Source organism: Streptomyces sp. OfavH-34-F (genome assembly GCF_022347745.1).
Taxonomy (GTDB): domain Bacteria; phylum Actinomycetota; class Actinomycetes; order Streptomycetales; family Streptomycetaceae; genus Streptomyces.
Genome location: NZ_JAKRGC010000159.1, coordinates 1 through 13864, shown reverse-complemented (window position 1 = coordinate 13864; position 13864 = coordinate 1). Strand labels below are relative to the sequence as shown.

The 13864-nt window shown below is 73.3% G+C and carries 10 protein-coding genes and 1 riboswitch; of the genes, 5 read left to right on the top strand and 5 right to left on the bottom strand.

From position 1 onward, the window contains the following. Positions 1-485, bottom strand: a 485-nt coding sequence (locus tag MHW47_RS21695) for an ATP-binding cassette domain-containing protein (RefSeq protein ID WP_239225454.1), incomplete at its 3' end; no start/stop codon positions are given. A 116-nt stretch (positions 486-601) separates the two neighbouring features. Here MHW47_RS21695 and MHW47_RS21690 point away from each other — a divergent pair. Beyond that, positions 602-1216, top strand: a complete 615-nt coding sequence (locus MHW47_RS21690; protein WP_239225453.1) for a bifunctional 2-polyprenyl-6-hydroxyphenol methylase/3-demethylubiquinol 3-O-methyltransferase UbiG — start codon at positions 602-604, stop codon at positions 1214-1216. 271 nt (positions 1217-1487) lie between these two features. Continuing rightward, positions 1488-3719 (top strand): catalase/peroxidase HPI, encoded by a 2232-nt coding sequence (gene katG / locus MHW47_RS21685; RefSeq protein WP_239225452.1) that lies wholly within the window; start codon positions 1488-1490, stop codon positions 3717-3719. A gap of 54 nt (positions 3720-3773) precedes the next feature. Here katG and MHW47_RS21680 read toward each other — a convergent pair whose 3' ends face one another. The 4 genes from MHW47_RS21680 to MHW47_RS21665 all read right to left on the bottom strand — a co-directional run bounded on the left by MHW47_RS21680 (position 3774) and on the right by MHW47_RS21665 (position 9475). Further along, the gene (locus tag MHW47_RS21680) at positions 3774-5984 is read right to left on the bottom strand and encodes an AAA family ATPase (protein WP_239225456.1); all 2211 of its coding nucleotides are present in this window, start codon (positions 5982-5984) and stop codon (positions 3774-3776) included. A gap of 189 nt (positions 5985-6173) precedes the next feature. Further along, entirely contained in the window at positions 6174-6806 is a 633-nt protein-coding gene (locus MHW47_RS21675; protein WP_239225451.1) for an isochorismatase family protein, read from the bottom strand. Positions 6807-6837: 31 nt separating this feature from the next. Then, positions 6838-8541, bottom strand: a complete 1704-nt coding sequence (locus tag MHW47_RS21670; RefSeq protein WP_239225450.1) for a (2,3-dihydroxybenzoyl)adenylate synthase — start codon at positions 8539-8541, stop codon at positions 6838-6840. A 97-nt stretch (positions 8542-8638) separates the two neighbouring features. Beyond that, positions 8639-9475, bottom strand: coding sequence for a 2,3-dihydro-2,3-dihydroxybenzoate dehydrogenase (locus MHW47_RS21665; RefSeq protein WP_239225449.1), 837 nt, complete (start codon positions 9473-9475; stop codon positions 8639-8641). A gap of 420 nt (positions 9476-9895) precedes the next feature. Continuing rightward, positions 9896-10080: riboswitch (cyclic di-AMP (ydaO/yuaA leader) on the top strand. A 3-nt stretch (positions 10081-10083) separates the two neighbouring features. On the opposite strand from MHW47_RS21665, the gene MHW47_RS21660 reads away from it, so the two are divergent. The 3 genes from MHW47_RS21660 to MHW47_RS21650 all read left to right on the top strand — a co-directional run. Continuing rightward, positions 10084-10968, top strand: a complete 885-nt coding sequence (locus tag MHW47_RS21660; protein ID WP_239225448.1) for a transglycosylase SLT domain-containing protein — start codon at positions 10084-10086, stop codon at positions 10966-10968. 81 nt (positions 10969-11049) lie between these two features. Then, a complete protein-coding gene (locus tag MHW47_RS21655; protein ID WP_239225447.1) occupies positions 11050-11238 on the top strand; it encodes an antitoxin in 189 nt (62 codons plus the stop codon). A 138-nt stretch (positions 11239-11376) separates the two neighbouring features. Then, the coding region (locus tag MHW47_RS21650) for a SpoIIE family protein phosphatase (protein WP_374230125.1) at positions 11377-13864 on the top strand (2488 nt) is incomplete at its 3' end.

Below are 13864 nucleotides of genomic sequence, written 5' to 3'. Positions count from 1 at the left end.
CGCGCCACCAGCGCGCACGCGACCGCCACCCGCTGCTGCCGCTCCCCGGAGAGCCGCCCCGGCCGCTGCCCCTCGTACCCGGCCAGCCCCACCCGGGCGAGGACCTCCCGGACCCGGCCCGGCCGGCCGCCGGCCCGTGCGACGTTCTCCGCCACCGTCAGCGTCGGCACCAGGTTGAACGCCGGGGCCACGAACCCGGTACGGGCCCGCCGCAGCTCCACCAGCCCCCGGTCCGACAGCCGCGTCACCTCCGTGCCGCCCCAGTGGACGGAGCCGCGCGCCGGCCGGTCCAGGCCCGCGAGGCAGTGCAGCAGGGCCGTCCTGGAGTCGGAGGGCCCCGTCAGCACGGTGAGGGTGCCGGGGGCCAGCTCCACCGACACCCCGCGCAGTGTCCGGACGGCGGCGCTTCCACGGCCGTGGGTGCGGTGCAGGTCCTGGGCCCGGACGGTTGTGCCGGTGCCGATGCGTTCCACTGTCTGCGTCATGGCTCCATCCTGGGCGCGCGGCCCGCCGGGATCGATCCGGCCCGCACCCGGACCCGGGGTACGGGAAAGTGCACCATCGACCGGGCGCCCGCCCCTCCCCGTCTACAGTGAGCCGTATGAACCGCTGGACCGAGCTGACCGGAGACACCTCCGGCGAGGACTACGCCGCCCGCTTCGCCGCCCTGGCCCGCAGCGGCGCGGACATGCACGGCGAGGCCCGGTTCTGCGCGGCCCTCGTGCCCGCCGGGGCGCGGGTGCTGGACGCCGGCTGCGGCACCGGCCGGGTCGCGATCCGGCTCGCCGAACTGGGCTACGACTGCACCGGGGTGGACGTGGACGCCTCGATGCTGGCCGTGGCGCGGAGGCAGGCGCCCGACCTGCCCTGGTTCCGGGCCGACCTCGCCGCGTTCGACCCCGCCTCCCTCGGCATCCGGCCCGGCTTCGACCTCGTCGTCGCCGCGGGCAACGTCATGGCGCTGCTCGCCCCCGGCACCGAGGCCGCCGTCGCCGCGCGGCTGTCCGGGGCGCTGCGCCCGGGCGGCCTGCTGGTCGCCGGGTTCGGCCTGGACGCGGACCACCTGCCCGTCCCGCCCGCCCTCACGCTCGCCGAGTACGACGCCGGCTGCGCCGCGGCGGGCCTCGCCCTCGTCGACCGCTTCGCCACCTGGGACGCCGCCCCGTACGACGGCGGCGGCTACGCCGTCAGCGTCCACCGCAAGGACGAGCGCTAGGTTCTCGGCGCGGGCCGCGCCTGTCCCCGCGCGTCTCCGATCCCCTTTCTTCGCACGGCAGTTACCCGCGGGAAGCCCGGGGGAAATCACGGCGGAGGGGAGACCGAGAGGTGATCCATTCCGACGAGTGTTCGTATTGACTTGGACTAGGTCCATCGTAGGATCGGTTCCGGCCGAAGCCAGGGCAGGACGCCCCGCGGGGCGAGACCGGCCAGGCCCTTCCCACCGCATTCTCAGAGCACCGAGATCCGCCCCGTTCGGAAGGAATTCCATGACTGAGAACCACGACGCGATCGTCACCGATCCCAAGTCGGACGAAGCCGGCGGCTGCCCCGTCGCGCACGATCGCGCGCCGCACCCCACCCAGGGCGGCGGGAACCGCCAGTGGTGGCCGGAGCGGCTCAACGTGCGGATTCTCGCCAAGAACCCGGCCGTGGCCAATCCGCTCGGCGGGGACTTCGACTACGCGGCGGCGTTCAACGCGCTCGACCTGCCGGCCGTCAAGCGCGACATCGCCGAGGTGCTGACGACCTCGCAGGACTGGTGGCCCGCCGACTTCGGCCACTACGGCCCCTTCATGGTCCGGATGGCCTGGCACAGCGCCGGCACCTACCGCATCAGCGACGGCCGCGGCGGCGCCGGCTCCGGCCAGCAGCGCTTCGCCCCGCTCAACAGCTGGCCGGACAACGCGAGCCTGGACAAGGCCCGGCGCCTGCTGTGGCCGGTGAAGAAGAAGTACGGCAAGAACATCTCCTGGGCCGACCTCCTCGTCCTCACCGGGAACGTCGCGCTGGAGACCATGGGCCTCAAGACCTTCGGCTTCGGCGGCGGCCGGGTGGACGCCTGGGAGCCCGACGAGGACGTGTTCTGGGGCCCCGAGACCACCTGGCTCGGCGACGAGCGCTACACCGGGGACCGGGAGCTGGAGAACCCGCTCGGCGCGGTCCAGATGGGCCTCATCTACGTCAACCCGGAAGGCCCCAACGGCAATCCGGACCCGCTCGCCGCCGCCCGCGACATCCGCGAGACGTTCCGCCGCATGGCGATGAACGACGAGGAGACCGTCGCCCTGATCGCCGGCGGCCACACCTTCGGCAAGACGCACGGCGCCGGACCCGCCGACCACGTCGGACCCGACCCCGAGGCCGCCCCGATGGAGCGCCAGGGCCTGGGCTGGGAGAGCTCGTACGGCACCGGCAAGGGCGGCGACACCATCACCAGCGGCCTCGAAGGCATCTGGACGGACACCCCGACCACCTGGGACAACAGCTTCTTCAGCATCCTGTTCGGCTACGAGTGGGAGCTGTTCCGGAGCCCGGCCGGCGCCCACCAGTGGCGGCCCAAGGACGGGGCGGGCGCGGACACCGTGCCCGACGCGCACGACCCCTCCAAGCGGCACGCCCCGACCATGCTCACCACCGACCTCTCGCTGCGCTACGACCCCGTCTACGAGCCGATCTCCCGCCGCTTCCACGAGCACCCGGACGAGTTCGCCGACGCCTTCGCCCGCGCCTGGTTCAAGCTCACCCACCGCGACATGGGCCCGGTCGTCCGCTACCTCGGCCCCGAGGTCCCGCAGGAGACGCTGCTCTGGCAGGACCCGCTGCCCGAGCGCGACCACGAACTGATCGACGCGGCCGACGTCGCCGCCCTCAAGGAGCGCGTCCTCGCCACCGGGCTCCCGGTCTCCGAGCTGGTCTTCACCGCCTGGGCCTCCGCCTCCTCCTTCCGCAGCAGCGACAAGCGCGGCGGCGCCAACGGCGCGCGCGTCCGCCTCGCCCCGCAGAACGGCTGGGAGGTCAACGACCCGGACCGCCTCGCCGGCGTGCTGCGCACCCTCGAATCCGTCCAGGAGTCCTTCAACGCCGGGCGCCAGGACGGCAAGCGGGTCTCCCTCGCCGACCTCATCGTCCTGGCCGGCGCCGCCGGCATCGAGAAGGCGGCCGCGGACGCCGGCACGAAGATCGAGGTCCCCTTCGCACCGGGCCGGGTCGACGCCTCGCAGGAGCAGACCGACGTCGAGTCCTTCGTCGAATTGGAGCCCGCCGCCGACGGCTTCCGCAACTACGCGGGCAAGGGCAACCGGCTCCCCGCCGAGTACCTGCTGCTGGACCGGGCGAACCTGCTCGGCCTCAGCGCACCCGAGATGACGGTCCTCGTCGGCGGGCTGCGGGTCCTCGGCGCCAACCACCGGCAGACCTCGCACGGCGTGTTCACCGACGCGCCCGGCACGCTGACCAACGACTTCTTCGTCAACCTGCTCGACATGGGCACCACCTGGAAGTCGGTGGCCGACGACCAGAGCGCGTTCGAGGGCCGCGACTCCGCCACCGGCGAGCTGCGCTGGACCGGCACCCGCGCCGACCTGGTCTTCGGCTCGAACGCCGAACTGCGCGCCGTCGCCGAGGTCTACGCGAGCGACGACGCCGGGGAAAAGTTCGTACGCGACTTCGTCGCCGCCTGGGACAAGGTCATGAACCTGGACCGGTTCGACCTGGTCTGAGCACGCCACGGGGGGCGGGCCGGTCCGCTCAGACCGGCCCGCCCCCGCCGGCGTTCAGCGCAGCGCCTCCGGAAGCGCCTCCCGGTGCACGATCCCGAGGCGCTGCGTCGCCCGGGTCAGCGCCACGTACAGGTCGCTCGTCCCGAACCGGCCCGGCTCCACCACCAGGACGTGGTCGAACTCGAGCCCCTTGGCCTGCCGGGGCCCGAGCAGGACCACCGTCCGCGTCAGGTCCGGCTCCGCACCGGCCGTGACCCCGTCCAGCGGCGCGGCGATCTCCTCGTGCAACTCGCGCGGCGCGATCACCGCCAGGCGCCCCTCGGCCGGCCGCATGTCCGCGACCGCCCGCGCCACCGCCCCCGCCAGATCCGCGCCGGAGTCCCGGACCCACGGCACCTCGCCCGTGGACCGCACCGAACCCGGCGGCTCGAACGACGGGTCCACGGCGCGCAGCACCTTCGCCGCGACCTCCATCACCTCGGCCGGCGTACGGTAGTTGACCCCGAGCCGCACGTGCTCGTACCGGTCCTCCACGTACGGCGCCAGGATCTCCCGCCACGAGCCGACCCCCGCCTCCTCCGAGGTCTGCGCCGGATCGCCCACCAGCGTCATCGACCGGGTCGGCGAGCGGCGCATCAGCAGCCGCCACGCCATCGGCGACAGCTCCTGCGCCTCGTCCACGATGATGTGCCCGAACGCCCACGTCCGGTCGGCGGCGGCCCGCTCGGCCGCGCTGCGGTGATCGGCCTCCTCGTGGCGCTCCGCCATCCGCTCCGCGTCGATGATGTCGTGCGCGGCGAGCAGCTCCGACTCCTCGTCCTCGAACTCGAAGGACTCCGAACCCCTGGACAGTTCCAGCACGCCCTGCGCGTACGCGATCCGCTCCTGGCGCTCCGCCTCGGCCGCCGCCCGCTCGGCGCTGTCGTCCACGCCCAGCAGCTCCGCCGCCTCGTCCAGCAGCGGCACGTCGGCCGGGGTCCAGTCGCCGTCCCCGGGCGCCCGCCGGATAGCCTCGGCGTCCGCCCCGGGCAGATGGACCGGCTCGGCGAGGTAGTCCGCCAGGAAGTCCTCCGGGGTCAGGACCGGCCACAGCTCCTCGATCGCGGCGTGCACCTCCCGGCTGACGGCGACGCCCTTGCCGAGCTGGGCGATGTCGTCCGGGCCCAGGAAGTTCGGACCGCCGTACGGGTCGGCGCCGATGCGCTCGGTGAGCTGCGCGGTCAGCGCGTCGATGATCCGGAACGCGAAGTGCGGGCGGGCCAGGTTGTGGGGGAGCCGGGTGTCGCGCGCCGCCTGCCGCGCCTCGTAGGCGATCTCCCAGTCCAGGACCAGGTCGCCGTCGTCGTGCGGCACGATCAGCGGAGCCCCGGGCTCGGGCAGCAGCTGCCGGTCGCGTACGGCCAGCTCCAGCGCCTCCGCCATGGCCGCGCCGCCCTTCACCGCGGCGGCGCGCGGCGTGTCCGTGCCCCGGGCGTGGACACCGGGGTAGAGCTCGGCCTGCGTGGCGAGCAGCACCCCCGTCTCGCCCAGCGCCGGCAGCACCTCGCCGATGTAGCTCAGGAAGGCCGGGTTGGGGCCCACGATCAGGACCGCGCGCTTGGCCAGCAGCTCCCGCTGCTCGTACAGCAGGAACGCCGCCCGGTGCAGGGCCACCGCCGTCTTGCCGGTGCCCGGCCCGCCCTCGACGACGAGGACCCCGCGGTGCGGCGCCCGGATGATGCGGTCCTGCTCGGCCTGGATGGTCCGCACGATGTCGGCCATGCGGCCGGTGCGCGCGGAGTTCACCGCGGCCAGCAGCACGCTGTCGCCGCTCGGGTCCTCGAAGCCGGTGCGTTCCCGGTCCTCGATGTCCAGGATCTCGTCGTGCAGCTCGGTGACCACCCGGCCCTCACTGGTGATGTGCCGGCGCCGCCGCAGCCCTATCGGGGTGTGGTGGGTGGCCAGGTAGAAAGGCCGGGCGACCGGGGCGCGCCAGTCGATCAGCAAAGGCGTGCGCTCGGAGTCGTCCTCGCGGATTCCGATACGGCCGATATGGTGCGCGGCGCCGTCCCTGAGATCGATACGGCCGAAACACAGCGAGCCGTCCACCGCGTCCAGGGCGGCGAGCAGCCCCGAGCGCTCGGCGACCCGCACATCGCGTTCGAGCCGGGCCTGCTGGCCCGTGCCCACCGGGGTCAGGGCGTCCTCCACCTGGCGCGCGGCATCGCCGCGGAGCACGTCGACGCGGTCGTGGAGCCGGTCGACGAATTCCTGCTCCTTCTGCAATTCGGCGCTTTCCCGAGTTGACAAAATCGCTCCCTGACGACTATGGTGATTCTTGTAGGCCCCCGGTGAGGGGCCTTTTCTGTGGGCGCACAGAATCACTCAATATACTCGCGAAAATCCCCGGTCCGCAATTGCGGACCGGGGATTCCTCGTAGCCGGGGATTTCAGGGGCGGCGCCTGGCGGCCGGCTCAGATGTCCTTGAGCAGCCAGTCCGTGGTCGTCACGACCGCACAGCGGCCCGCCGCCCAGCGCAGCGCCATGTCGTGGTCCTCGCGCGAGAAGTCGGCGACGGCGTCGGCCACCACGAACGCCCGGATGTCCCGCATCCAGGCGTCGGCGGCGCTCATCAGGACCCCGATGTGCGCGTACACGCCGGTGATCACCAGCTGGTCGCGGCCGGCGTCCCGGATCAGGGACTCCAGCTCGGTACGGACGAACGCGCTGTACTTCCACTTGGTGAGCACCGTGTCGCCCGGCTCCGGCGCCACCTGGTCCGGGACCGCCAGCGCCTCCGGGTCGTCGGCGACCCCCGGCCCCCAGAAGTCCAGCTGGAGACCGCGCTCCTCGGCGCTCTGGCCGCCGCGCTGCGCCGAGTGCACCACGGGTATCCCGGCGCGGTGCGCGGCCCCGATGATCCGGGCGGTGTTGGCGAGCATGCCGGTCAGCGGCTGCTCGCCGGGCCGGTAGGCGCGCAGGAAGTGCTGCTGCAGGTCGTGGACGAGCAGGACGGCGCGCGCCGGGTCCACGGTCCAGCCGACCCGGTTCGCCGGGAGCTCGTCCGGGCCGGGCAGGGGATAGGGGGCGATGGCGGGCAGGGCCATGGAGAACCTTTCGGTGCCGCGCGGGGCGGGGTCAGTGCTGTTCGGCGGGGGCTGACGGGGCGCCAGGGGCGGGCGGGGCGATGGCGGCTGACGGGGTGACCGCGGCTGCGGGGCCGGCGTCGGTGCGCAGGCCCTTCTTGCTGACCTTGCCGATGCCCGTCTGCGGGAAGGCGTCGACGAACTCGACCAGATCGGGAACCTTGTACGCGGCGACTCCCCGCTCGCGCACATGCCGCTTCACCGCGAGCGCCCCGAGCGGTCCGGCGCCCTCGCGCAGGATCACGTACGCCAGGGTGCGTTCACCGAGATACGGGTCGGCCACCCCGACGACCGACACGTCGTGCACGGCCGGATGGGCGAGGATGATGTTCTCGACCTCCTCCGGCGCCACCTTCTCGCCGCCCCGGTTGATCTGGTCCTTCGCCCGCCCCTCGACCACGAGGTGGCCGCTCGGCGTGCGGCGGACGATGTCGCCCGTACGGTAGAAGCCGTCCTCGGTGAACGCCGTCCGGTTGTGCTCCGGGGCGCGCCAGTAGCCGCGGATGGTGTACGGGCCGCGCGTCAGCAGATGCCCGAAGTGCCCCTCCGGGACCTCCTGTCCGGCGTCGTCCACGATCCGGATCTCGTCGTCCTCGGAGATCGGCCGGCCCTGCGTGGTGACGACGGTCTCGTGGTCGTCGTCCAGCCGCGTGTAGTTGACGAGCCCTTCGGCCATGCCGAACACCTGCATCAGCCGGCAGCCCAGCGCGGGCTCCAGCCGGCGGGCCGCCGTCTCGCTGTACTTGGCGCCGCCGACCAGGACCAGCTCCAGGCTGGAAAGGTCGTGCCGCGCGGAGGCCGCCGCGTCGGTCCACACCAGGGCGAGCGGCGGCACCATGCCGGTCAGGGTGACGCGCTCGCGTTCGATGAGGGGGAAGGCAGTGGCCGGGTCCGGGCGCGGACACATCACGACGGTGCCGCCGGCGTACAGGGTGCCGAGCCAACCGGGCGAACTCATCGGGAAGTTGTGCGCGGCGGGCAGCACGACGAGATTCCGCGTGGCCGCGTCCACCCCGCAGATCTCGTTGGAGCCGCGCAGCGAGTAGATGTAGTCGTCGTGCGTACGGGGGATGAGCTTGGGCACCCCGGTGGTGCCGCCGGACAGCTGGAGGAACGCCAGGTCGTGCGGCTCGGGCCCGTCCTCCGGCCCGGTCGCCGCCTCGCACGGCACCTCGGACAGGGCGGTGTGCTCGCCCGGCTCGCCGACGACGAACACGTGCCGGAGGGTGGGCGCCTGCGCCTTGACGGCGGAGGCCAGGACGCGGTGGTCGAAGCCGGCGTGCCGGTCCGGGATCACATAGGCGACGGCCTCGGCGAAGGAGCAGAAGTAGGCGATCTCCGTCTCCCGGTGGGCGGGCAGCGCGTAGACGGGCAGCGCGCCGATGCGGAACAGGGCGAAGACGACCTCGGCGAACTCGGCGACGTTCGGCAGCTGGACGACGACCCGGTCGCCCTTGGCGATGCCGCGCGCCCGGAATCCGGCCGCCAGCCGGGCCGACCGCTCCTCCAGCTCGCGATAGGTCCAGGCCCGGCGTTCGGGCGCCGGATCGATGATGGCGACGCGGTCGCCGTGCGCCTCGGCCCGCTCGCGGAGCATGCCGGTGAACGTCTCGCCGCGCCAGTGCCCGGCCGCCCGGTAGCGGGCGGCGAACTCGGCGGGCCAGGTCGGGGCGTCTTGGGACGGTGCGGTGCTCACGGAGCGGCTCCCACGGCGTTGAGGAACGTACGGAAGGTGGCGGGGTCTCCCGGCGGCGGCCGCGCGGGGACGGGGCGGGGGGACGGGGCGGACCGGGTCAGGCGCGCAGGGTGGCGCCGCCGTCGACGTACAGGTCGTGCAGGGTGATGTGCCGGGCCCGGTCGGACACCAGGAAGGCGACCGCCTCCGCGACGTCGGCCGGTTCGGCGATGCGGCCGAGCGGGATGCCGGTGCGAAAGCTCGCCGGGTCTCCCGCGATCACCCGCCGCGCGGCGGGCCCGTCGTCCCGGTCCTCGCCGGCCGGCCACATGCCGCGCTGCATGTCGGTGAGGGTGGAGCCGGGCGAGACGGTGTTGCACCGGACGCCCAGGGGCGCCAGCTCCAGGCCGAGGCACTTGGTGAACATGACGGCGGCCGCCTTGGACGCGGCGTACGCGGCCATGGTCGTCCGGGGGATGCCGGCGGCGTTGGAGGCGACGGTGACGATGCTGCCCGTGCCGCGCCCGGCCATCCGGCGCGAGACGGCCCGCGAGACGTGGAAGACCCCGTCGGTGTTGACGGCGAAGGTCGCCGCCCAGTCCTCGTCGGTCAGCTCGGTGACGGGCGAACACCGCAGTATCCCCGCGACGTTGACCGCGATGTCGAGGGCGCCCAGGGTCTCCTCGGCCCCGGCGACGACGGCTTCGACGGCGGCCGCGTCCGTGACGTCCAGCGTCCGGGCGACGACGGCGCCGCCGTACTCCCCGGCCAGGGTGCTGATGCCCCGCGGGTCCGCGTCGGTCGCCAGGACCCGGCAGCCGCGCGCGACGAGGACGCGCACGACCGCCTCGCCTATGCCGCGGCCGGCTCCCGTGACGAGGGCGAGCCGGCCGGCGAGTTCCCCTTCTCCGGCGGGGAGGGGAGGGCGGGCAGCGGGGGTGGAATGCGGCGCCATGGGCCTGGGGCCTCCGTTTACCGGTGAGGGGGAGTCAGACTTAGGTAAGCCTAACCATATATCGACCGCAGGGGGAGAGGGCCTGGAGGGCGGGAACCGCAGGGTTGTGGGCGGTGCGATGTCTCGATCGCCCCGTATTAGTAGAAGGTCAACCGTGACCGATCTGGGGGGTTTTGACAGCCATTAAAGCCATCAAAACGGACTAAATAGCGCCTATCGGGCGCAGTGGTCGACGTCACGTCCGGCTGTCCCTGACGCATGATCCGGTGTCCCGGTTCCCAGACGTACCAAAGAAATTCGACTTCCCCCGGCGCGGCCGATCATGAGCCTTTCCTTCGATTGATCTTGCAAAACAATTGTGATCAGCAATTCCGGGCTTGTTACGGCCCTCGTTTCTCGCTTACGGTCCCGTCATCAAATCCGGATGGAACGCCGAATCCTGCCGCCGTCCGGGCATCCGACCACTCACGTACGGCAGGAGCGGGGGAACCAGGTTTGCCGCCGGTCCGGAATCCGGAGCGGCTAGGGGTGAAGTCGCCATGGGCGGCCGGACATCTCCAGTCCGAACCCGACAGCTCACCTCGCAGGCGGCGGAGAGGAAATTCGCCATGCCCCTCACGGGTAAGCACCGTCGTGCCAAGTCCGCGTCCCTGACCCGCGGTTTCATCGCCGTCAGCGCGGGCGGAGCCGTTCTCGCGCTCCCCCTGATCTCCGCCGGATCGGCCTCCGCCGCCCCGGCCAGGACCGTCGTCACCGAAAAGGCCGCCGCCCCGACTTCCGTCGCCGGCAAGGAAATTGCCGTCCGCAAGGCCGCGTCCACCACCTATTCCGTGGTCGCCGGCGATTCGCTTTACAAGATCGCCCAGGGGCATTCCCTCAGCGGTGGCTGGGAGCGGCTGTACATGGACAACCGCGGCGTGGTCGGCGACAACCCCGACCTCATTCACCCCGGTCTGAAGCTCACCATCGGCGCCGCCGCCCCGAAGGCCGCCCCGAAGGCCGCCCCGAAGCCCGCCGAGAAGAGGGCGTTCAAGGCGGAGACCACCGCCGGCGACACCGGCACCACCGCCCGGACCGAGAGCGCCGACCGCGCCGACCGCTCCGAGCGGACCGCCACCCCCCTCGCCGAGAAGACCGCCACCCCGGCCGCGGCCCCGGCCCCCGTCACGTACACCGACGACCTCGACGGCTGGATCAGGGAATCCCTCGCCGTCATGGCCGAGCACGGCATCCCCGGCAGCTACGACGGCATCTACCGCAACATCATGCGCGAGTCCTCGGGCAACCCCTTCGCCATCAACAACTGGGACTCCAACGCCGCCGCCGGCACCCCCTCCAAGGGCCTGCTCCAGGTGATCCAGCCCACCTTCGACGCCTACCACGTGCCCGGCACGTCCACCGACATCTACGACCCGGTCGCCAACATCACGGCCGCGTGCAACTACGCCGCCGCCGTGTACGGCTCGATGGACAACGTCAACGGCGCCTACTGACCCGGACGGCCCGCCTCCCGTGATGCGACGGGCGGACCGGGCGGGGATGCTGGAGAGGTCAGCGTCTCCAGGAGGTAACTCATGAGCATGCTCGACAAGCTCAAGAGCATGATCAAGGGCCATCCGGACCAGGCCCGGCAGGGTGTCGAGAAGGGCGGCGACTTCGTCGACGGGAAGACCGGCGGCAAGTACAGCGGCCAGGTCGACTCGGCCCAGCAGAAGCTCAACGACCAGCTCGGTGACCGCCGGCCGCCCGACGAGGGCCGGTAGGCACATGGACACACCCTGAGGAGCGGGGGCGCCACAGCCGTGGCGCCCCCGCTCCCGTGCGTCCGCACCCCCGGCGCCACCCGCGGCCCCGGTCCGGGCCGACGTGCCGAACACCGGGCCCGGGAGCATGCTGACTGTGTGACCTGGCACGGGGCGGCCGGGCGCGTGCCGTTCGGTCCGAGCGACGGCCCGCCCCGCCAACCGGAGGACGGCAGGGCACCGGACGGACTGTCCCTGGTGCTCGCCCAGTCCGTCGTGGACGCCGTCGAGGCCGGCGGCGGCGTCGCCGGAGGGATCTACCTGCCCTCGGGAACCCCCCGCCTGCTCCGCCTCGCCGTCCTCGGCGGGCTCCCCGGACCCCTCTTCCGCCCCTGGTGGCGGATGCACGTGAACCGGCCCTTCCCGGTCGCCGAGGCCTACCGCACCGGCAGCCCGGTCTACCTCGCCGACGCCGAGGACGCCATGCGGCGCTTCCCCCAGCTCATGGCGGGCCTGCCGTTCCCCTTCGGCTCCCTGTACATCCCCGTCCTGCGCGGCCACGAGCCGGCCGGGGTCCTGGTGGTCCTGCGCGCCGCGACCGCCGAGGAGCCGGTGCCCGCCGCCGACCGGCGCCGGCTCCAGCACATCGCCCTGGACCTCGGCACCGAACTGGCCGCCCTGGCCGGGGACGGGGTACGGCCCGAGTGGGACGACGAGCCACTGCCCGTCCAGCTGCCCGCCGGCACCGCGCCCCCGGTACGCATCGGCCGCTTCGACTGGAACCTGGCGACCGGCGCCGTCGAGACGGACGACGCGCTCGACGCGATCCTCGGCACCGGCAGCGGCCCCTTCCCCGGCACCGTCGACGCCCTCGCCGCCCGGCTCGCCCCGGAGGACGTCCACGGCCTCTGGGCGCTGGCCCGGCAGGCGGCGGGCTCCGCCGGCCCCGTCGTCCGCCGCATGCGGCTGTGCGGCCCCGACGGGCGCTCCCACCTCCTGGAGATCTCCGGCCGCCGGGACGGGGGCGCCGGGCCGGGCGGACACCTCACCGGCTTCCTGGTGGACCTGGGCATCGAGCCGGTCGTCGCCGAGGCCGCCGACCGGCTGCCGCGCGGCATCTTCTCGCTCGACCGCTTCGGCCGGATCACCTACGTCAACCCGCTCGCCGAGGAGATGCTCGGCCGGGCCCGCGCCGACCTGGCCGGACAGGTGTTCTGGGAGGCGCTGCCCTGGCTCGCCAACCCCGCGTACGAGGACCACTACCGGGCCGCGATGATCTCCGACTCCCCGGTCCACTTCCTCGCCCGGCGCGAGGACCAGCCCTGGCTCACGGTCTCCCTGTACCCCGGCCACGACGGGCTCACCGCCGTCCTCACCACCACCGACGAGCCCGCCTACACCCCGGACTCCGTCGTCGCGCCCGGCCTGGGCCTCGGCTCACCGGCCGACCGGTCCGCCGCCCTCTACCGCCCCGTCGCCCTCGCCATCGCGCTCACCGAGGCCGTCACCGCCCGGCAGGTCTCCCGCGTGGTCACCGAGGAGCTGCTGCCCGCCTTCGGCGGCCGGCAACTGGCGATCTACCTGCTCAAGGAGGGCCACCTCTACCTGGAGTGGGAGACCGGCTTCCCGCAGGGCTTCCTCGACCGGTTCGACGCCGTCGGGCTGGACGTCCGCATCCCCGGCGTGGAGACGCTCACCACCGGCCGGCCCCTCTTCTTCGAATCCATGCAGCGCCTGGCCGCCGCCTACCCCGGCATCCCCATGGACGCCGACGTCGGAGCCCGCGCCTTCCTGCCGCTGATCGCCTCCGGACGGCTCGTCGGCTCCTGCATCCTCGGCTTCGACCAGCCACGCGGCTTCAGCCCCGAGGAGCGCACGGTCCTCACCGCGCTGGCCGGACTCATCGCCCAGGCGCTCCAGCGGGCCCAGCGCTACGACACCGAGGCCGCCCTCGCCCGCGGCCTCCAGGACGCCCTGCTGCCCCACGGCCTGCCCGCCGTGCGCGGCATCGACACCCAGGGCCGCTACCTCGCCGGCACCAAGGGCATGGACGTCGGCGGCGACTGGTACGACGTGATCGAGACCGGCGGCCGGCTCGCCCTCGTCATCGGGGACGTGCAGGGCCACGGCGTCGCCGCCGCCGCGACCATGGGCCAGCTCCGCAGCGCCGTCCGCGCCTTCGCGCTCAGCGGCCACGACCCGCAGGAGGTCATGAGCGGCACCAACCGGCTGCTCATCGACCTCGACACCGGCCAGTTCGCCAGCTGCTGCTACATCGTGACGGACCCCGCCACCGGCCGGACGCACGCCGTGCGCGCCGGACACCCCCAGCCCGTCCTGCGCCGCCCGGACGGCACCGCCGAGGTCATGCGGCTGCCCGGCGGCATCGTCCTCGGCATCGACGCGGAGGCCGCCTACCCCGTCACCGAACTCCACCTGGAACCGGGCGCCGCGCTCGCCCTCTACACCGACGGGCTCGTCGAGCGGGCCGGCACCGACATCGACACCGGCGTCGAGCGGCTGCGCGCCACGCTCGCCGGGCCCGGCGCCGCCGGCTCCCTCGCCGACACCGCCGACCACGTCATCGGCAGGGCCCGGCAGGCCGCCGACCGGCCCGACGACATCGCCCTGCTGCTCGCGGCCCGCT

Coding starts and splice junctions, on each gene's coding strand:
- MHW47_RS21660 (WP_239225448.1), top strand. CDS start 10,084: ATGCCCCTCACGGGTAAGCACCGTCGTGCCAAGTCCGCGTCCCTGACC.
- MHW47_RS21655 (WP_239225447.1), top strand. CDS start 11,050: ATGAGCATGCTCGACAAGCTCAAGAGCATGATCAAGGGCCATCCGGAC.
- MHW47_RS21675 (WP_239225451.1), bottom strand. CDS start 6,806: ATGGCCCTGCCCGCCATCGCCCCCTATCCCCTGCCCGGCCCGGACGAG.
- MHW47_RS21690 (WP_239225453.1), top strand. CDS start 602: ATGAACCGCTGGACCGAGCTGACCGGAGACACCTCCGGCGAGGACTAC.
- MHW47_RS21665 (WP_239225449.1), bottom strand. CDS start 9,475: ATGGCGCCGCATTCCACCCCCGCTGCCCGCCCTCCCCTCCCCGCCGGA.
- katG (WP_239225452.1), top strand. CDS start 1,488: ATGACTGAGAACCACGACGCGATCGTCACCGATCCCAAGTCGGACGAA.